The organism is Phytohabitans flavus (assembly GCF_011764545.1).
GTDB lineage: Bacteria > Actinomycetota > Actinomycetes > Mycobacteriales > Micromonosporaceae > Phytohabitans > Phytohabitans flavus.
Genome location: NZ_AP022870.1, coordinates 8788764 through 8807406, shown reverse-complemented (window position 1 = coordinate 8807406; position 18643 = coordinate 8788764). Strand labels below are relative to the sequence as shown.

Genomic DNA, 18643 nt, shown 5'->3' with positions numbered 1-18643 from the left:
GGTGGAGGAGAGTTAACCGTGGGCGGAGCCCTACAGCGCTACCGCGCGATCGCATACGTCGTGGGCGTGGTGCTGATCCTGCTCGTCGTGGTCGGCATGCCACTGAAGTACATCTGGGACGAGCCGGCCGTGGTCGAGACTGTCGGCCCGGCGCACGGCTTCCTATACATGATCTACCTGGTGGCCGTCTTCGACCTGGCCCGCCGCACCCGCTGGGGATGCGCCGCATGCTTCTGGTCATGCTCGCGGGCACGATCCCGTTTGTGTCGTTCTACGCGGAGCGGGTCGTGACCCGCTGGGCGCGCGAGCCGGCCCCCGTCACGGCCTGAGCTCGCCCCCGCGCAGCGCCGCACAGAACGCTTTCCATGCTCTTGCGGTGACCTCGATGAACGGCCCCTCCGGTGACGTCGAGTCACGGATCGCCACGCCTTCCGCGCCCACCGCCACCTCGACGCATTGGTGCGATTCGCACTGCGCGCTCTTACGCCAGTTCGTCGGTCCATCCGCCACGGCAACCTGCCCCTCCGCGGGCTGGTGCGCGCCGGCCATGACGGCACCGCCCCGCACTCGCACTGCTATCAAATGTTCCATGCCGAGGCATCCGCAGAAAGGAGGGCGTACATGAATGAATGACCTCCTCACCGCTACCAATGTGCCACAGCCGGTCACGGACTCCTTGAACAGCAAAAAAGGGCATCCGTTCTGGATGCCCTCGCAGGTGCCGGAGGAGAGCTCCCCGGGCGGAGAGACCCGGGGAACAGGACCCTACCGAAGGTCGAACTGACCTGCCCGAACGTCACTGATGAAGGCAGCCCACACCGGGCGAGCGAAAGCCAACTGGGCGTCCGGGACCGAGCTGTTGCGAATAGCGACCTGGTCGGTGCGCTTGGCCACCTCGACGCAGTTGTGCGTCTCGCAACGTGCGCTCTTCCGCCACACGTCAATGACGGAATGTGTCTGGGCCATCCGGTGCTCCTCTTACGCAGCCGCAGCAATGTCGCGGCAGAGCGCCGTGACGCCACACTCTAGCGCATGAAGACTGGACTCACTGTCCCAAACCGCCACACTTCCGGCTTAGGCGGACCCGCACCTTTGGCGGATGCTTAGCGCGCCCGACACGATGCTGGAAAAGCTAGCAGGGCAGGTGTAGCCTTCACAAGACTAGCTAAATGGCAGGTCGCGTCTAGCCAGGTGGCATTTTGCACGGATCACATCTGACCGGATCTTGTCTGGGCAGATCGATCTCCGCCACGGATGGATGTTCGTTCCGCACGGTGACACATCGTGGGCGCGTGACGCGTCGCGCAGCCAGGGAGGGTCGCCGATGACCACGGTGCATGGGCCTACTGTCGGCAGGCGCCGACTGCGGTCCGCACTGCGTCGCGCCCGAGATGCCGCCGGCCTGACCCAGGAGCAGGTGGCGGCCGCCATGGACTGGTCGCTGTCAAAGCTGATCCGGATCGAGGCCGGTTCCGTCTCCATCTCCACCAACGACGTCAAGGCGCTCCTCGGCCATTACCGGATGACCGACCAGCGGCAGGTCAACGACCTGGTCGAGTTGGCCCGCGTTTCCCGGCGCCGCACCTGGTGGTCGCAGTACAAGGACACCCTCCCAAGCGCGTACGCGTCGTATATCGGCCTCGAGACTGAGGCGTCCAGGCTCTCCTTCTTCCAGTCCTCGGGCATTCCGGGCCTCCTACAGACGCCCGCCTACGCGCGGGCCGCTGTCACCGCGGCCTCGACCACCGTCGCGGACACCATCGACGACGACGAGATCGAGGTACGGCACGCGATCCGCATGAGGCGGCAGAAGGAGGTGTTGGAGCGCCCCGACCGGCCGGACGTGGACGTCGTCCTCGACGAGGCCGCGCTCCACCGCCAGACCGGTGGCCCCGAGGTGCTTCGCGAGCAGCTGCTGCACCTCGCCGAGATGGGGCGGCTGCCCCGGGTCACGATCCACGTGCTTCCGTTCACCGTCGGCGACTACGCACCGCAAGGTCCCTTCGTGATCCTCCACTTCCCTGACGAGGACGACAGCGACGTCGTCTACCTGGAAGGCGTGCTGGCGCAGGACGTGCTCGATCGCCCTGCCGACGTGGCCGCCTACCGACAGACTTTCGAGCGCATGCGTGAGATGTCCCTCGACCCTCACAAGTCCCTCGCAAAGATCACCAAGGTTGCCGGCCAGCTCGGCTGAGCAGCGCTACAACGCAGGAGCGCGGCATGACTGCGACATATGGGCCCACCGTTGGTCGGCGACGGTTGCGGTCCGCATTGCGTACGGCGCGTGAGGCGGCAGGCTTCACGCAGGATCAGGTCGCCCAGGAGATGGACTGGTCCCTCTCCAAGATCATCCGGATCGAGTCCGGGGCGGTGGGCGTCTCACCCATCGACGCACGCGCCCTCCTCCGGCTGTACGGGGTGACCGACAAGCCGAGGGTCGACGAGCTCGTCGGTCTGGCCCGCTCGACACGGGTGCGCCGCTGGTGGTCGTCGTATGCGAGCGCGCTCCCCGCGCCGTACACCGCGTACATCGGGCTGGAGGCGGAGACCTCCTCGGTGCTCTGCTACACGCCCACCAAGCTGCCCGCCCTCTTCCAGACCGAGGCGTACGCGGCGAAGGCGGTCCGCCGTGACCAGCCCAGCGCCGACGATCAGAGCCAGGTGGAGGTGCGGCTCGCCCGCCAGCGCGAGGTGCTGGGCAAGGACGATCCGCCGCACATCACCGCCGTGATCGACGAGGCAGTCGTACGGCGTATCGCCAGCGACCCGCGGACAATGCGCGAGCAACTGGAGCGGCTCGTCTCGCTGTCCGGCGAGCCCAACATCACGATCCAGGTGCTGCCGTTCGCCGCCGGCGTCGACGGCTTCCCCAATCCGTTCGCGATCCTGGAGTTTCCCGACCCGACCGACGAGGACGTGATGTACCTGGAAAACGGCCTCGGCGACGACGTGGTCGACCAGCCCGACCTCGTGGGGCCATACCGGCACGAGTTCGAGCGGCTGCGCGAGATGGCGCTGAGCCCGGCCGAGACCCAGGACATGATCAAAAGGATCGTGGGCGAGCTCGACTGAGCTCGCCCACGATCGGTGTGGCCCCCGGCCCCACCTGCGCCCCTCGTTCGCCGTGTCCGCTTTGCCGCGCGGGCGGGTCGAACTGGGGACGAAGTATTCAGTTACTCGGCCATGTGCCAGATGTTCGTCGAGACAAGCGGCTCGCCCAGCCCGCCGAGGCGGTGGGCCTCCTGTGCCCGGAGCAGCGCCCGGGTGACCTGCCCGTACTGCCGCTGCTCGTCGCTACTGAAGAGCAGCACCGTCATCCCGCGGAACTGGCCCCACAGCTCGTAGGCCCGTGGCCGCAGGCGGTGGCCGATCGTCGCCACGAGGAACGGGACGAACGCCACCGCCGTGAGCGCCAGGTAGGTCTGGGCACTCAAATGGTTGAGCTCGGTGGTCATGCCGAGCGTGATCCCGATGGCAGCCAGCACGATCGCGGTCACCGTCACCGACCGAACGGTGAGCTGATGCGCGGGGCCCCGGGCAGTGTGGAGATGGTGCAGCTCGCCGACCGGAAACCGGCGGCCCCCGACGATGAACCAGTCCTGGGTGACCAGGATGCCGGGGCGCTGGTAGAGCGGGGCGAGGGGCTTCGGGCCGGCTATGTCGGACAGCGTTACGGACTGTACTGCTGGTGACCGCGCGGGGTAGCGAGTAGTCTGCACGTCATGCCTCCTACGGCTCGTGAGGCGGGCTGATGTGGTGGTTCTTGAGATCGGCACCTGGTGGCAGCCAGGTGCCGATCGTCTTTCTCGCTCCGGTGCCGCTTCAGCAACCTCAAGGGGCCCTAGTGCCATTGTGCGAGATGCCATCTAGTTGAGGGAAGGGGCGCAATCTGCCAGGTGGCTGATTGGCAGGGGTCTCCTAGCTGCATCGCGCCGCTTTCAGTACTGCATATCCGATTTGTCAATTCATTCGCCCACGTGGCGCGAACACCGACAAATTGCTTCGTCACTCGAACGGCCGACGGCCCACGCGTGGAGGCCAATCACTTAGGGTGACGCGGGATATTTACCCCATTGGCGGATGTCAGCCACAAGTCACCCAGCCACCACTTTCGCCCGACGAGCACCGACGCTAGGTTGGAGCAGCTGGTCCGGTCCGCAGTCACTCCCCCGGAGTGGCGCCGGCCCGGTGCCGCCGAATCGCACGACGGTCACACACCGTCAGCGAATCGGGGACCCACCTTGTTGCAATGGGGTGAATCCGCGGCCGCCTGCTCGACGGCGGTCAGGTAGGGCGATCTTCCCGCCCGAACCCGTCAGCTAACCCGGTAGGCGGCGTGGGGAAGAAAGGTTTCACCGTTTGTTGTCCGCGCGGAAGCTGCTGCGCGCCGTCGTGCTGGTCGGCTTGGGCATCGGGCTGACCGTACCGGCCGCGGCTGCACAGGCCGAGCCGTCGCCGAGCGAGCTGACGGAGCAGATCAACAAGGCGTCGACCGAGCTTGAGAAGGTCGTCGAGTCGTACAACAAGCTCAACGAGCAGTTGAAGCAGACCAAGGCCGCCTCGGCCGCGCTGAGCGCCAAGATGGGCCCGCTGGAGACCCAGCTCGCGCAGGCCGACGCCGAGGTGGGCGAGATGGCTGCCGTGGCGTACCGCACGGGCCAGGTGGGCACCGCGAGCGCGCTGCTCGACGGCAGCGGGCCGCTCGCTGACCGGCTCGGCATGCTCGACCAGCTCGCCCGCGACCGCAAGCGGCAGCTGGAGGGGTTCACCGAGGCCGAGCAGCAGTTCACCGAAGAGAAGGCGAAGCTCGACGCCACCCAGGCCAAGCAGACCGCGCAGCTGAAGGAGCTCGCGGCCGGCAAGAAGAAGATCGAGGGCGACCTCGACAAGCTGTACGACATGCGTGAGGAGGCGTACGGCTCGGCCACCTCCTCAGGCGGCGGGTACACCGGGTCGATCCCCGCGATCTCCGGCAAGGCGGGCGTCGCGGTGCGCTTCGCGTACAACGCGATCGGCACGCCCTACGTGTGGGCGGCGGAGGGACCGGACGGGTACGACTGCTCGGGCCTCACGCTCGCCGCTTGGCGGGCGGCTGGTAAGAGCCTGCCGCACAACGCCGCCATGCAGTGGGACGTGGTCGCGCACATCAGCCGTAGCTCGCTTCAGGCGGGCGACCTCGTCTTCTACAGCGGCCTCGGGCACGTCGCCATCTACGTGGGCAGCGGCAAGGTGATCCACGCGCCGACCTTCGGCGAGACGGTCAAGCTGTCCTCGGTGGACATGATGAGCCCGTACGGCTACGGCAGAGTCCGCTAGGGCTCCAAAAAATCTTCAAGTGCGTCGATCGAGGGCGGCGGGCGGCAGGTCTATGACGGACACGCCGCCCGCCGTCCTCGATCGGCGCCAAAGTCCCTGATCAGCGGGTGACGGGCCGGCGGGAAGTGTCGTACCGCGGGTCCACCGTCGTCGCATGACTGAGCGCAGCGAAGGAATCATCAGACACAGCCTGTTTGGAGCCTCGTGGCCGCCCGCAGCGAAGCGAGGACGGCCATGAGCGGAGACATCTTGGCGGCCACCGAGCCGTTCTCGTTCGACATGTCCCTACGTGCGCTCGCCGGGTTCGCGCCCTGCGCCGGCGGCCACGTGATCACCGACGGCCGGGTGCGCAAGGCGTTCCCGCTCGGCCCCGAGGCGGTGGTCGCCGACGTCGGCCCCGCTCGCGAGGGGTCGGGCGTCGCACTGACCCTCCACGCCGACCGCCAGCTCCTGCCCACCGAGCGGGCGGCCGTGCACCGCGCCGTTGCCCACTGGCTCGGCCTCGACGACGACCTCTCCGCCTTCCTCGACGTCGCCGGGCGCGACCCGGCCATGGCCACGCTGCTGCGCGCCGCACACGGTCTGCACCAGGTGCGCTTCTCCTCGCTCGCCGAAGGTGCGGTCTACTTCGCACTGATCCAGCGCAGCACCCAGTGGTATGCGGCCGCCCGCAAACGCCGCATCGCCGCCGCGCTCGGGCCGTCGCTGTCGGTCGACGGGGTCGAGCACGTCGCCTTCCCCTCGCTCGCCGTGGTCGCCGCGCAGGGCGACGCCGACCTCATCCGCTTCGCGGGCAACCGCCTGCGCGCCCGGCGGCTGCGCGAGGTGGTCGAGGGCGTGGCCGCGCTCGACGAGGAGTGGCTGCGCACCGGGCCGTACGAGGAGGTCCGCAAGAGACTGCTGGGCCTGCCGGGTGTCGGCCCGTTCACCGCGCACGCCCTGCTGCTGCGGGTGCTCGGCCGCCCGGATGGCGCCCCGCTGGGCATGGCCCAGTTCGAAGACGCGGCCCGTGAGGTGTATGGCGATCCCCCGCCCAGCCCGGCAGAGCTGCATGAGGCGTATGGGTCGTCGATCGGCTGGTGGGCCTACTACGTCCGTACAGCCCGCTCCTGGCAGCCGGAAGACAGCGGGCTGAGCATTGCCGCGTAGACATGCGAGCGGCCGGCGTCCGATCCGGACGCCGGCCGCTCAGCAGGCTGATGGGGTTTGGTGTCAGGCGGCCTGGAGGCCCTCGGCCCGAGCCAGCTCGCGCAGCCGGCCCAGCGCCTGGATCTCCAGCTGGCGGATCCGCTCCCGGGAGAGCGAAAAGCGCGACGCGACCTCGGTGAGGGAGTGCTCGCGCCCGTCCTCCAGACCGTAGCGGGCCCGCATGATGCCGGCCGACCGGTCGTCGAGGTGGTTGAGCAGGCCCTCGATCCGCTGGCGCTCGAGGGCGGTCAGCACGACCTCCTCGGGCGACGGCGCGTCGCTGTCGGCCACCAGGTCACCGAGGTTGGTGTCGCCGTCGTCGCCGACCGGCGTGTCCAGCGACACGGTGTCCTGCGACCAGCGCACCAGCTCGTGCACCCGCTCCACTGGCACGCCCAGCGCCACCGCGATCTGCTCCGGCTCCGGGTCGGAGCCGAGCTCGCGGGTCAGCTGGCGGGCCACATTACGCATCCGGTTGACATCCTCGACCAGGTGCACCGGCAGCCGCACAGTGCGCTCCTGCTGGGCGATCGCCCGGCTGATCGCCTGGCGGATCCACCACGTCGCGTAGGTCGAGAACTTGAAACCGCGCTCGTAGTCGAACTTCTCCACGGCACGCACCAGGCCGGTGTTGCCCTCCTGGATCAGGTCGAGCATCGGCATACCCGACCGCACGTAGCGGCGGGCGATCGACACGACCAGCCGGAGGTTGGCCCGGATGAAGAGGTCCTTGGCGCGCTCGCCCTCGAAGACGACGCGCTCAAGCTCCTCGCGCCCGACGCCCTTCGGGATCTGCCCCTCGTCGAGCAGGTGCTCGGCGTACAGCCCGGCCTCGATGGCCTTTGAGAGGTCGACCTCGGTGGCGGCGTCGAGCAGCGGCGTCCGGGAGATCTCGTGTAGGTAGACACCAACCAGGTCGCGCTCTTCGGCAACCTCGTCGGTGCGCATCACCACATTGCTTTCCACGTTGCTCACGATCCCCTCGTTCGCCCCTGTTGCTCGCTTGCCTCCGGTACCCACGTTCATCAGCCCTCCCCGTAACTTCCGCAATCCCCCGCGGTGCTGACACCTACACAACAGATGAGACGCGTAAGGGATTCCATCTGCCGAGTCGAAAGTGTCACGAATGCCTGAGTGCTAGCTGAGAGCGCGGTGCGTAGTTGCTGTGCACTGCCCTCAGCAGGGCGTTCGGGGTCCGACCCGGTGGCGGATTGGGCGGCCACTGCGCATACTTCGCCCGAATAATGACAACATCCAGGCTCCATAACGCACAGCGATCCGGGTCACTACCTGTCTGCGATCCTCGTCACTTCACAGTACGCACGTACGCCGTAGGCGGTTCACTGTCGGATCAAGGATTACCCGGGTCACATCGGCCCTAACGGAGGGCGCCCAGGATCCGCCTCACAGCCGATCAGGGCCGGCCGGGCAGGAAACGCGGACCGAATCAACGATACCCGGGATCCCCCGAAAGCAGGGCGAGTGCGCCGCGGACCAGACCGTCGGAGGTCCCGAGCGCCCCCGCGCGTCCGCCACGCTCGCGCCTGAGACAAGCGCCACGAGGGCCACCTTGAGGTCACCGTCCGTAGCGGCGAGCGCCTGGCGGCAGGCCTCCTCGCCGTACCCGGTGGCCTCCTCCAAGATCGAGATCATCCGGCCGCGCAGCTTCGCGTTGGTGGCGACGATGTCGATCATGAGGTTGGAGTAGACCCGGCCGAGCCGCACCATAACCGCAGTGGAGAAGGCGTTCAGCACCAGCTTCTGGGCGGTCGCCGCCTTCATCCGGGTGGAGCCGGTAACCACCTCGGGCCCGGTGTCCACGGCGATGAATACGTCCACGCCGGTGGCCGCCGCCGCGTCCGGGTCGGCCGTCACCAGTACGGTGCCGGCGCCCGCCGCCCGGGCCGCGCGCAGGGCACCGAGCACGTACGGCGTACGACCGCTCGCGGCCAGCCCCAACACGAGGTCGCCGGGACGTACGCACTCCACCGCCTCCCGCGCGCCGCCCTCCTCCTTGTCCTCCGCGTCCTCGACCGGCCGGAAGACAGCATTCTGGCCGCCGGCGAGGTGTGCGCAGAACCAGTCCTCAGGCGAGTTGAACGTGGGCGGCAGCTCGGCCACGTCGAGCACACCGAGCCGCCCGGAGGTACCCGCGCCGAAGTAGTGCACCCGGCATCCGGAGCGGATCGCCGCGACCGCCAGGTCGACAGTGGCCGCGATCTCGTCCAGCACCGCCGCCACCGCGGTCGGCACCGTACGGTCCGCGTCGTTGATGACCCGTACGACGTCGCGGGTGGACATGAGGTCCAGGTCGACGCTGTCCGGGTTGCGACTCTCGGTCGGCGACCCCACTCGGACAACCGCCCGCCGGTCCGCCTCCGCCGTCACTTGGACCGCCGGGCCGCGCCCACGCGGTGGGTCTGCACGGCCTCGGCGGTGACCTCGAGCGCGCGGCGTGCCTTGGTCCGGTTGCGGGCCGCGACGCCGACGAAAAGGCAGTCGACAACGGTCAGCTGGGCCAGGCGGCTGGCCATCGCGCCAGAGCGGTACGTGGTCTCGCGCGCGGCCGTGGTGAGCACGTAGTCGGCCACCTCTGTGATCGGGGATCTGGGGAAGTTCGTCAGCGCGACCGTCGTGGCGCCCCGCGCCCGGCCCTGCTGGAGCACCTCGACTACGTCGGAGGTGGTGCCGGAGTGCGAGATGCCGACCGCCACGTCGCCCTTGCCGAGCAGCGCGGCCGAGGTGAGCGCGGTGTGCACGTCCGGCCAGTAGAAGGCGATGCGCCCGATGCGGTGCAGCTTCTGCTGGAAGTCGGAGGCCACGAAGCCGCTCGCGCCGGCGCCGTAGATGTCCACCCGGCTGGCGCCGTTGATGGCGTCGACAACCTGCTCGCAGACGGCGGGGTCGAGCTGCTCGGCGGTTTCCTCCACCGCACGGGCGTCGTTGAACGCGATCGTCGCGATGATCTGGGCCAGGTCGGCACCGGGCGGGATGTCGCCGCCCACCACCCGGGCGTCCGGCGGCTCGACCCGGCGCGCGGCCTCGGCGGCGAGCCGGATGCGCAGCTGCGGGTAGCCCTCCATGCCGACCGAGCGGCAGAAACGGATCACCGTGGCCTCGGAGGTCTCCGCGGCGGTCGCGAGATCGGTGATGGTGCGCCGCGCGGCGTCGGCTGGGTCGGCCACGACGAGGCGCGCCACGCGCTGCTCAGCGGGCGACAGCGACGGCAGCAGGCCGCTGATGTGCAGGATCAGCCCGCTCGACTCGTGGGTCGCGGAAACCTTCGTCGTTTTCGCCACGGATGAAACTTACTTTCAGAATGGTGGGACCGTCAACCGTGACCCGGTATGTGCGACGGTACGCCGCGCACCCCGCCCACGCGCTCGCCCGATGCCGGCCGAGCGTGCCATTCTGCAAGCCCGTTCGGATCGTCGCGGCCCGCCAGAACGGCGTGCCGGAATCCGCGGGAACAGCGCGCCGGGGCGATGGGGATACGGTGTGGCAATGGCCGATCGCACCGTTCTGATCACCGGTGGCACGGGAGGTTTGGGCGGTGCCGTCACGGCCGCCTTCGTGGCCGCCGGGTGGCGCACCGTCGCGACCGTGCGGAAGGACCCGCCAGACGGCAGCGACGCTATTTATATAGCGGCAGACCTCACCGACACCGTCGCGGTCGACGCCGCGGTGGCCACCGCGGCGAGCGACCCGGCGGCGCCACTGCGGGCGGTGGTCAACCTCGTGGGCGGGTACGCGTCGACCGGACTTGTGCACCAGACGCCGATCGAGGACTTCGAGCGGATGCTGGCGCTCAACCTGCGCCCCACCTACCTCGTCACCCAGGCCGCACTGCCGTACCTCGTCGACGCCGGGGGTGGCGCGGTGGTCTGCGTCTCGTCACGAGCGGCGGTCTCGCCTTTCCCCGGCGCGGCCGGGTACATCACGGCGAAAGCGGCGGTACTGGCGTTCGCCAATGCGGTGGCGGTGGAGTACAAGGCCAAAGGCGTGCGGTGCAACACCGTACTGCCGAGCGTTATCGACACCCCGACAAACCGGGCCTCCCAGCCGGACGCGGACACGTCCCGGTGGGTGCGGCCGGAGGAGATAGCCACGGTGATCCGCTTCTTCGCCGGGGAGGAGTCGGCACCGGCCAGCGGCGCGGCGATCCCGGTCTACGGACGGGCGTAGGTCGGATCGCCGAGCGCATCGAGGTGCGCCTCGATCCGGGCGGTCACCTCATCCGCCGTACCATTTCCGTCAATCACCACGAAAGAGCCGAATTCAGGCAGTGACCGGTAGGCGGCGGTCGACGTGGCCAGGAACTCCTCGCTCTCGTGATCCTCGGCCCGCAGGTCGATCCGGCGTACCGCCTCGACGGGGTCGACCGCGAGGAAGAAGGTCATGTCCGGCCGGGGAAACAGCGCGTACGCCCGCCGTGCCACCCACTCGGCCACTCGGCTGCCGCGGTGAGCACGGATGCTGGCGTACTGGCAGACCGCGTACCGGTCCATGACCGCTACCCGGCGACTCAGGCGGGAGCGGAGCAGCGCGCGGGCGATCGCGAGCCAGCGTAGGACCGACTCGACCACCAGCAGCCCGGCCCGGCCGAGCAGCCGCTGGGCGTCGCTGCCCCGGCCGAGGCGCTTGGCCAGCCGGCCGAACCAGCGGCGACCGCCGGCGTTCTGCCAGTACGTGGCCGGGATGCCGGACCCGGTCAGCATGGCGGCCAACCTGTGGGCCTGGGTCGTCTTGCCAGAGCCGTCGACGCCCACGAGTGCGACAACCCGTGGTCGCCCGGTCACAGCGGGCCGAACTCTGGAATAGATCACAGCGATCCACGGTACCCGGACTACACAACATCGTACTTTCGGCTAGATTTCTCTGAACCGTTTGGTCTAGGGTGAGATAGCTGATCGGTTAGCGCCGCCTGGATGATCGGGTAGCGCACGAGAAGGACATGAGACGACAGACGCGAGTCCGGACACAGGTGCAGGGAGGACCACCATGACCGCGACAAACGTGCACAAGGCAAGCAGCACTCTCCTGGACGAGCGCCAGGCGACCGATAACGGATCGGACATGCTGGCCACGATGGCCTCGCTGCCCGTGCACCACCCATCCCGGGCCAAGCTGCGCGACCAGGTGATCGAGTCCTGGCTGCCGCTGGCACAGCACCTCGCCAACCGCTTCGGGGCCGCGGCGAGCCGATCGAGGATCTGGTGCAGACGGCCACCGTCGGGCTGATCAAGGCGGTGGACAAGTTCGACCCCGAGCGCGGCGTCGAGTTCGCCGCCTACGCGATCCCCACCATCATCGGTGAGATCAAGCGCCACTTCCGCGACCGCACGTGGGACATCCGGGTGCCCCGCCGCCTCCAGGAGTTGCGGCTGAGCATCTCCGAGGCGACGAGCACGCTGCTCCAGACGCTCGGCCGCTCCCCGACGGTCGCGGACATCGCCGGGCACATCGGGATCACCGAGGAAGAGGTGCTGGAAGGGCTGGAAGGCGCCCGGGCGTACAACGCGGTGTCGCTTTCCATGCCGACCAGCGACGGCGACCGCGCCACCGAGCTGGGCGACATGCTCGGCAGCGAGGACGGCGAGTTCGAGCTCGCTGAGCTGCGCGTCGCGCTCGGCCCGGCCATGGCCGCGCTGGACCAGCGCGAGCAGAAGATCCTCACGCTCCGCTTCTACGGCAACATGACCCAGTCGCAGATCGCCGACCAGATCGGCGTCTCGCAGATGCACGTGTCCCGGCTCCTCGCCCGGGCACTCGCCAAGCTGCGCGGTCACCTCGGCGAGGAAGCCGCTTAGCTTAGGGCCTGACCCCCAGACGCTCGCTGGCGGTTCGCCGGCCGAGTGGTTCAGCCGCACGGACGGACCGGTGCGCCTCTACGAAGGGGCAGAGGTCACACCGGTCCGTCCGTGCGCGCGTGTACCCGCGGCTTGGCGTGTCAATCGGTTGCCGCCCGGGTATGTGTACTGCCTTCCCCCGACTGAACGAGCGCGAGGAGCCTTCATGGGTGCCGACGACGGATTGGTCAACACACTCAAGCGCGTTGCCGCCACCCTGAAGCAGGCGGACGTCCCCTTCGTCCTCGGCGGCAGCTTCGCCGTGTACGCGCACGGTGGCCACTCCGGCGACCACGACGTCGACTTCCTGCTCCGCGAGGCGGACGTGGAACGGGCGCTGGAAGCGTTGGTGGCGACCGGTTTCCGGGCCGAGCGGCCGCCCGAGGACTGGCTGGTGAAGGTCTACGACGAGGACCGGATGGTGGATCTGATCCATCACCCGCTGGACACGCCGGTGACCGACGAGACGTTGGCCGACACCGTCCCCCGGGTCGTCGAGGCGATCGTCATGCCGTGCCTGACCGCCACCCAGCTCATGATCCACAAGCTGCTGAGCTTTACCGAGCACTACTGCGACTTCACCCGTGGCCTGCCGCTGGCCCGGTCGCTGCGCGAGCAGATCGACTGGGACCGGGTGCGCAAGGACACCGCGCAGTCGCCGTACGCCGAGGCGTTTCTCCTGCTTCTCGAACGCCTGGAGGTGGTCGCATGATCGACGAGTACGCGGAGGCTGCCGTACAGCGGCTGCTGACCGAGCACGCGGGCCTCGCCGAGCAGGGCATCACCGTGATCCTCCGGGAGCGCACGATGGTCCTCTACGGAGAGGTGGAGAGCACAGCCCGCCGGGACGAGATCGTGCGGCTTGTCGAGGAGAACTTCCCGGACATACCGCTCCACGTCGACATCGGCATCACCCGCGCGACCCCACCGAGCGAGGCGGAGGACCTGCTGTGAACGACCCCCACGACCCGCTCGACCCACCGATCCGCATCGCGGCGGTCGGCGACGTCCACATGGACCAGGACGTGCTCGGCCGCTTCCGCCCGGCGCTGGCGCAATTGCCCGAACAGGCCGACGTGCTACTGCTGGCCGGCGACCTGACCCGGCACGGCACCGAGGCCGAGGCGCGCTGCGTGGCGGAGGAGTTCGGCGATGTCGGCGTGCCGGTCGTCGCCGTGCTGGGCAACCACGACTACCAGTGCGACCAGGTCGACAAGGTTGTCGACGTGCTCGCCAACGAGGGCGGCATCACCGTCCTCGAAGGAGACAGCACAGTGGTGGATACGCCCGCCTGCCGGCTCGGCATCGCCGGGGCAAAGGGCTTCGGCGGTGGCTTCGCCGGGCGGTGCGCCAGCGAGTTCGGCGAGCCGGAGATGAAGGCCTTTATCCGTACGACGAGCACGGTGGCCGACCGGTTAGGCGTGGCGCTGCGCGACCTCGACTGTGACGTGCGGATCGCGTTGACCCACTACGCGCCGGTGGCGGACACGCTCGCCGGTGAGCCGCTCGAGATCTACCCGTTCCTCGGCTCGTACCTGCTGGGCCAGGCCATCGACTCGGCGCCTACCGCGCTGGCGGTGCACGGCCACGCGCACCGCGGCACCGAGCGGGGCGCGACCCCGGGTGGCGTACGGGTGCGGAACGTCGCGCATCCGGTCATCAGGCAGGCGTACAGCGTCTATCGGCTGGGCTGAGAAGAGGTTTTTGCCGCCGAGCACTGGGGTACCTCACAACACATGGAATTTCTTCTGTGGATCCTCGCAGTCGTGCTCGTGGTCGCCGGCGTCCTGGCACTCTTCCGCCGGCAGGTCCTGTGGGGCATCGTCCTCATCATCGTCGGGCTGCTCGTGGGCCCGGGTGGCGTCAGCATCTTCACCTAACCCTCCGGTACATCTGAGCGAACTGGGCGACTTACGGCTACCCCAACGGCCGTAAGTCGCCCAGTTTCTTGTAGAGGCACACAGCGTGTACGTCCGGGCCGTCCCCGCATGTCTCAATCACAGCCGTGGCAGAGATCCATCACCTGACGTACGGCGCCGTGAATCCCGTGGTCTCGTACGTGATCGCCTTCGTCGGCTCGCTGCTCGGCCTGGTCTGCACGGCCCGGGCCCGGGCCGCCCGCCACCGCCGGCGGCGCAGCCGCTGGCTCGTCCTCGCCGCCATCACCATCGGTGGCGCCGCGGTCTGGCTCATGCACTTCACCGCGATGTTCGGCTTCGACGTGCCGGAGAGCCCGGTCCGCTACGGCCCTGGGCTCACCGTCGCCAGCCTCGTCGTCGCGGTCGTCACCGTCGGCGCCGGGCTCTTCGTCGTCGGCCGCGGCGAGGCGAACGGCGGCCGCATCGTCCTCGGCGGCCTGCTCACCGGCGCCGGCATCGTCGCGATGCACTACACCGGCATGGCCGCGGTACGGGTTGCCGGCCGCATCGAGTACGACCCCGCACTCGTCGGCGCCTCCACCCTCGTCGCGGTCACCGGCGCGACCGCGGCGCTGTGGCTCGTGGTCGCGGTACGCGGCTGGCGAGCGGTGATCGGGGGCGCTTTCGTGCTTGGGCTCGCCGTGTGCGGCATGCACTACACCGGCATGGCCGCGATGCGCATCCGACTGTGGACACCCGGCGAGACGAGGGTGGAAGGGCTAAGCCCCTCGCTGCTGATCGTGCCGATCACCGTGCTCGCCGCGGTCACGCTGATCGGCGTCGCGTTCAGCGCGCTCCAGGCCATGACCGAGGAGGAGTTCGCCGACGACCGGTGGCCGGCGTCCCGCGCCGCTGGGCGGTCGGCGCCGATGGAGGCGGCTGACCCGCACGGGCGGCCGTGGACGGTGCGGGCGGTGCGGGCGATCGACGGTCCCCAGCGCGGGCCGATGTGACGCACACCGGTCGTCGACGTCACCGGTCCCGGTGACCACTGTGGAGCCTGGTTCGTAGCGCGGGCCTACGTCGACCGGCCCGATCCGGTATACCTGGAGCCCATGGCCTCCCCGGCGTACCTCACGACCATGCCGCTGCACGCGATCACCGAGGTCTACGGGGAAGACGGCCTGCGCAAGCGGTTCGCGCTGGAGGTCGCCCGCTTCCCCGCACCCGACCGCGAGCGGCTCGACGAAGCGCTGGCGCTCGCCGCCCAGCTGCACCGCGACGACCGCAGGGTGCGCGAGCCGTACCTCAACCACCTGCTGCGGGTCGCGATCCGGATCATGTCGCACTACGGGGTCGACGACGTCGACGTGATCGTGGCGGCACTCCTCCACGACGCGGTCGAGGACCACCCCGACGAGTTGGGCGGCGACACCGAGGCGGCGCTGGCCGAGCTGAGCCGGCGGTTCAACCCTCGCGTCGCCGGCCTGGTCCGCGCGGTAACAAATCCGGAGTATGACCCGGAGCGGGACCGCCACGAGCAGTACCGGGCCCACGTGGCCGCGAGCCTCGACCGCCACCCGTGGGCCCGCGTGATCAAGGTGTCCGACTTCACCGACAACGGCGTGGGCGTCATACACACCACTGGGCCGAAAATGCGCAGCTCAGCCACTAAGTACCGGCCGCTCGTGCCGGTCTTCCGGGACCTGGTCAGCCGCCCGGACACGCCGCTTTCCGGCAACGCCAAGTCCCACATCATGGACCAGCTCGATCTTGCCGAGACCCGCTTCGCCGCCATCCTCGACGACCCTGGAAGCGCTCCCGACGTTTCCTAATCGTTACGGCTTCTTTGCTGGAGAGCCTGGACGATAGATCGTGCAAGCGCTTACATGTGTACACGCCCCAAGTCGGGACCGGCACGTGAGCCAACGCACCGTGCCGGCAAGGAAGGAGGACGGCATGGCGGTCTTTCCCAGACGACGCCAAGCCATCGTGATCGCCACCGTGGTCGGGTTGGCGCTCAGCGCCACCGCGTGCGGGGACGGCGACGGCAACGACAGCGGAAGTGGCAACGAAACCTCGGCAGAGTGCTCCGCCTTCGAAAAGTACAGCGGTAACGACGGCAAGAAGGTCACCATCTACGCGTCGATCCGCGACGCCGAGGCCGACCTGCTGGAGCAGTCCTGGAAGCAGTTCACCGACTGCACCGGGATCGAGATTGACTACACGGGCAGCGGCGAGTTCGAGGCGCAGCTCCAGGTGCAGGTGGACGGCGGCAACGCGCCGGACATCGCCTTTATCCCCCAGCCCGGCCTGCTGGCCACGTTCGCCAACGCTGGGAAGCTCAAGGCCGCCCCGGCCGACACCAAGGCGTCGGCGGAGGCCAACTACCCGGCCGACTGGCTGAAGTACAGCACCGTCAACGGCACGTTCTACGGCGCGCCGCTCGGCTCCAATGTGAAGTCCTTCGTGTGGTACTCCCCGAAGACTTTCAAGGAGAAGGGCTACACGATCCCCAAGACGTGGGACGAGCTCATCGCGCTCAGCGACAAGATCGCCGGTACCGGCGAAAAGCCGTGGTGCGCGGGCATCGAGTCCGGTGAAGCCACCGGCTGGCCGGCCACCGACTGGCTCGAGGACATCATGCTCCGCGACCAGTCGCCTGAGGTCTACGACCAGTGGGTGACCCACCAGATCCCGTTCAACGACCCGAAGGTCGCCGCCGCGCTCGACCGGGCCGGCACGATCCTCAAGAACGACAAGTACGTCAACGCCGGGTTCGGCCCCGTGAAGAGCATCTCGACCACCTCGTTCCAGGAGGGCGGTCTGCCGATCCTGGACAACAAGTGCTCCCTGCACCGGCAGGCGTCCTTCTACGCCAACCAGTGGCCGGAGGGCACGAAGGTCGGCGAGGACGGCGACGTGTTCGCCTTCTACTTCCCCGCCGTCGACCCGAGCAAGGGCGAGCCGGTGCTCGCGGCCGGTGAGTTCACTGTCGCCTTCGCCGACCGTCCCGAGGTCCAGGCGGTGCAGAACTACCTGGCCACGCCCGAGTACGCGAACTCCCGGGCCAAGCTCGGCAACTGGGTCTCGGGTAACCGGGGCGCGGACATCAACAACTTCAGCAACCCGATCGACAAGCTGTCGGTCCAGATCCTGCAAGACCAGAGCAAGGTGCTCCGCTTCGACGGCTCCGACCTGATGCCGTCGGCCGTCGGCGCCGGCACCCTGTGGAAGGCCATGGTCGACTGGATCAACGGTAAGGACACCGCCAGCACGCTCGCGGGCGTCGAGAGTTCCTGGAAGTAACGCACAGCCGGCCGGCCCGACCCCCTCTCTCGGGGGCGGGCCGGCCGATCCCCCTCGGGAGGGCGGATGGACTTCGCGGATATTTCTCCAAAGCTCACCATGCTGGTGTACGGCCTCGTCGCGTTCGCCGTGGTCGTCGGTGGGCTGTTGCTGCTGCTCGACGTCGTACCCAGCTATTTCGCCCGGCGACGCGAGCGCCAGTTGATCGCGGTCGCCGCGGGCGAGGCACCGGCCCTACCCCCGGGCCGCATGCACAAGCCCCGCGAGTTCGGGTACGCGATCTTCTTCCTCCTCCCGGTCGTGGTGCTGCTGCTGATCGGGCTGGTGGTGCCGGTGGTCCGCACCCTCGTGCTGTCGCTGAAGAACGGCGACGGCTCGGAGTGGGTGGGCCTCGACAACTACGGCTGGATGTTCAGCAACGGCGACATCCTCAGCGTGCTGTGGAACAGCCTCCTCTGGGTCGTCCTCGTGCCGCTGGTGGCGACCTCGGTCGGCCTCATCTACGCCGTGCTCGTCGACCGGGCCCGCCTCGAGGCGGTGGCCAAGTCGCTGGTCTTCCTGCCGATGGCCATCTCGTTCGTCGGCGCGAGCATCATCTGGCGGTTCGTGTACGCGTACCGCGGTGAGGAGCAGGACCAGATCGGCCTGCTCAACCAGATCGTCGTGTGGCTGGGCGGTACGCCGAAGCAGTGGCTGCTCGACTCCCCGCTCAACACGCTTCTGCTGATCGTGGTGATGGTCTGGATCCAGGCCGGCTTCGCCATGGTGATCCTGTCCGCCGCGATCAAGGCCGTTCCTGGTGACATCATCGAGGCGGCCCGCCTGGACGGCGTCAGCGCGTGGCAGATGTTCTGGCGGATCACGCTCCCCAGCATCCGGCCCGCCCTGATCGTCGTCATCGTCGCCATCACCGTGGCCACGATGAAGATCTTCGACATCGTCCGCACGATGACGAACGGCAACTACGACACGAACGTGATCGCGCTGGAGATGTACAACCAGGCGTTCCGCTATCAGGAGACCGGGCAGGGCTCGGCGCTCGCCGTGTTCCTCTTCATCCTGGTGATCCCGATCGTCATCTTCCAGATCCGCAACCTCCGCCGGCAGCGGGAGGGCTGA

Annotated in this window: 20 protein-coding genes, 2 pseudogenes and 1 riboswitch; of the genes and pseudogenes, 15 read left to right on the top strand and 7 right to left on the bottom strand. The window is 68.6% G+C overall.

Features of this window, described 5'->3' with window-relative positions; all coding sequences use genetic code 11:
• Positions 1-18 precede the first annotated feature (18 nt).
• A pseudogene (locus Pflav_RS39215) lies at positions 19-329 on the top strand (DUF3817 domain-containing protein).
• Here Pflav_RS39215 and Pflav_RS39210 read toward each other — a convergent pair.
• Both Pflav_RS39210 and Pflav_RS39205 read right to left on the bottom strand, forming a co-directional pair.
• The gene (locus Pflav_RS39210; RefSeq protein ID WP_232072447.1) at positions 319-567 is read right to left on the bottom strand and encodes a DUF397 domain-containing protein; all 249 of its coding nucleotides are present in this window, start codon (positions 565-567) and stop codon (positions 319-321) included. The pseudogene Pflav_RS39215 and the gene Pflav_RS39210 overlap by 11 nt on opposite strands.
• A gap of 198 nt (positions 568-765) precedes the next feature.
• Positions 766-966 carry a DUF397 domain-containing protein gene (locus Pflav_RS39205; protein WP_173041617.1) on the bottom strand — a complete coding sequence of 67 codons (201 nt, stop codon included), beginning with the start codon at positions 964-966 and terminating at the stop codon, positions 766-768.
• A gap of 358 nt (positions 967-1324) precedes the next feature.
• Between Pflav_RS39205 and Pflav_RS39200 the strand changes: the two genes are divergently transcribed.
• Together Pflav_RS39200 and Pflav_RS39195 are read left to right on the top strand one after the other, a co-directional pair.
• Complete coding sequence (locus Pflav_RS39200) at positions 1325-2197, top strand: helix-turn-helix domain-containing protein (RefSeq protein ID WP_173041616.1); 873 nt, start codon at positions 1325-1327, stop codon at positions 2195-2197.
• 26 nt (positions 2198-2223) lie between these two features.
• On the top strand, positions 2224-3075 hold the full coding sequence (locus Pflav_RS39195; RefSeq protein WP_173041615.1) for a helix-turn-helix domain-containing protein: 852 nt from the start codon (positions 2224-2226) through the stop codon (positions 3073-3075).
• A 101-nt stretch (positions 3076-3176) separates the two neighbouring features.
• Here the strand turns inward: Pflav_RS39195 and Pflav_RS39190 are convergent, their stop codons facing one another.
• Positions 3177-3722 (bottom strand): DUF6232 family protein, encoded by a 546-nt coding sequence (locus Pflav_RS39190; RefSeq protein WP_232072445.1) that lies wholly within the window; start codon positions 3720-3722, stop codon positions 3177-3179.
• A 463-nt stretch (positions 3723-4185) separates the two neighbouring features.
• A riboswitch (cyclic di-AMP (ydaO/yuaA leader) is annotated at positions 4186-4352 on the top strand.
• Between the two features lie 10 nt (positions 4353-4362).
• Here Pflav_RS39190 and Pflav_RS39185 point away from each other — a divergent pair.
• Both Pflav_RS39185 and Pflav_RS39180 read left to right on the top strand, forming a co-directional pair.
• Positions 4363-5319 (top strand): C40 family peptidase, encoded by a 957-nt coding sequence (locus Pflav_RS39185; protein WP_173041614.1) that lies wholly within the window; start codon positions 4363-4365, stop codon positions 5317-5319.
• A gap of 234 nt (positions 5320-5553) precedes the next feature.
• A complete protein-coding gene (locus Pflav_RS39180) occupies positions 5554-6468 on the top strand; it encodes a DNA-3-methyladenine glycosylase family protein (protein ID WP_173041613.1) in 915 nt (304 codons plus the stop codon).
• 63 nt (positions 6469-6531) lie between these two features.
• Here the strand turns inward: Pflav_RS39180 and Pflav_RS39175 are convergent, their stop codons facing one another.
• From Pflav_RS39175 to Pflav_RS39165, 3 genes are all read right to left on the bottom strand, one after another.
• Positions 6532-7533, bottom strand: a complete 1002-nt coding sequence (locus Pflav_RS39175; protein ID WP_173041612.1) for a sigma-70 family RNA polymerase sigma factor — start codon at positions 7531-7533, stop codon at positions 6532-6534.
• Positions 7534-7911: 378 nt separating this feature from the next.
• A complete protein-coding gene (gene murQ, locus Pflav_RS39170) occupies positions 7912-8859 on the bottom strand; it encodes an N-acetylmuramic acid 6-phosphate etherase (protein ID WP_232072441.1) in 948 nt (315 codons plus the stop codon).
• Between the two features lie 32 nt (positions 8860-8891).
• Positions 8892-9806 carry a MurR/RpiR family transcriptional regulator gene (locus Pflav_RS39165; protein ID WP_173041611.1) on the bottom strand — a complete coding sequence of 305 codons (915 nt, stop codon included), beginning with the start codon at positions 9804-9806 and terminating at the stop codon, positions 8892-8894.
• A gap of 205 nt (positions 9807-10011) precedes the next feature.
• Here Pflav_RS39165 and Pflav_RS39160 point away from each other — a divergent pair, with 205 nt between their 5' ends.
• Positions 10012-10692, top strand: a complete 681-nt coding sequence (locus tag Pflav_RS39160) for an SDR family NAD(P)-dependent oxidoreductase (RefSeq protein WP_173041610.1) — start codon at positions 10012-10014, stop codon at positions 10690-10692.
• Here Pflav_RS39160 and Pflav_RS39155 read toward each other — a convergent pair.
• Positions 10677-11306, bottom strand: a complete 630-nt coding sequence (locus Pflav_RS39155) for a dTMP kinase (protein WP_232072439.1) — start codon at positions 11304-11306, stop codon at positions 10677-10679. The two genes, Pflav_RS39160 and Pflav_RS39155, sit on opposite strands and share 16 nt — an antisense overlap.
• Before the next feature lie 202 nt (positions 11307-11508).
• On the opposite strand from Pflav_RS39155, the pseudogene Pflav_RS39150 reads away from it, so the two are divergent.
• From Pflav_RS39150 to Pflav_RS39110, 9 genes and pseudogenes are all read left to right on the top strand, one after another.
• A pseudogene (locus tag Pflav_RS39150) lies at positions 11509-12317 on the top strand (SigB/SigF/SigG family RNA polymerase sigma factor).
• A 205-nt stretch (positions 12318-12522) separates the two neighbouring features.
• Entirely contained in the window at positions 12523-13068 is a 546-nt protein-coding gene (locus Pflav_RS39145; protein ID WP_173041608.1) for a nucleotidyltransferase, read from the top strand.
• Positions 13065-13310, top strand: a complete 246-nt coding sequence (locus Pflav_RS39140; protein WP_173041607.1) for a hypothetical protein — start codon at positions 13065-13067, stop codon at positions 13308-13310. Before Pflav_RS39145 ends, Pflav_RS39140 begins: the two co-directional genes overlap by 4 nt.
• Before the next feature lie 29 nt (positions 13311-13339).
• Positions 13340-14050, top strand: a complete 711-nt coding sequence (locus Pflav_RS39135) for a metallophosphoesterase family protein (RefSeq protein ID WP_269474654.1) — start codon at positions 13340-13342, stop codon at positions 14048-14050.
• Between the two features lie 42 nt (positions 14051-14092).
• The gene (locus tag Pflav_RS39130; protein WP_173041606.1) at positions 14093-14236 is read left to right on the top strand and encodes a GPGG-motif small membrane protein; all 144 of its coding nucleotides are present in this window, start codon (positions 14093-14095) and stop codon (positions 14234-14236) included.
• A 125-nt stretch (positions 14237-14361) separates the two neighbouring features.
• A complete protein-coding gene (locus tag Pflav_RS39125; protein WP_173041605.1) occupies positions 14362-15228 on the top strand; it encodes an MHYT domain-containing protein in 867 nt (288 codons plus the stop codon).
• A gap of 102 nt (positions 15229-15330) precedes the next feature.
• Positions 15331-16050 (top strand): HD domain-containing protein, encoded by a 720-nt coding sequence (locus Pflav_RS39120; protein WP_173041604.1) that lies wholly within the window; start codon positions 15331-15333, stop codon positions 16048-16050.
• A 124-nt stretch (positions 16051-16174) separates the two neighbouring features.
• On the top strand, positions 16175-17524 hold the full coding sequence (locus Pflav_RS39115; protein ID WP_173042885.1) for an ABC transporter substrate-binding protein: 1350 nt from the start codon (positions 16175-16177) through the stop codon (positions 17522-17524).
• A gap of 66 nt (positions 17525-17590) precedes the next feature.
• Positions 17591-18643, top strand: coding sequence for a carbohydrate ABC transporter permease (locus Pflav_RS39110; protein WP_173041603.1), 1053 nt, complete (start codon positions 17591-17593; stop codon positions 18641-18643).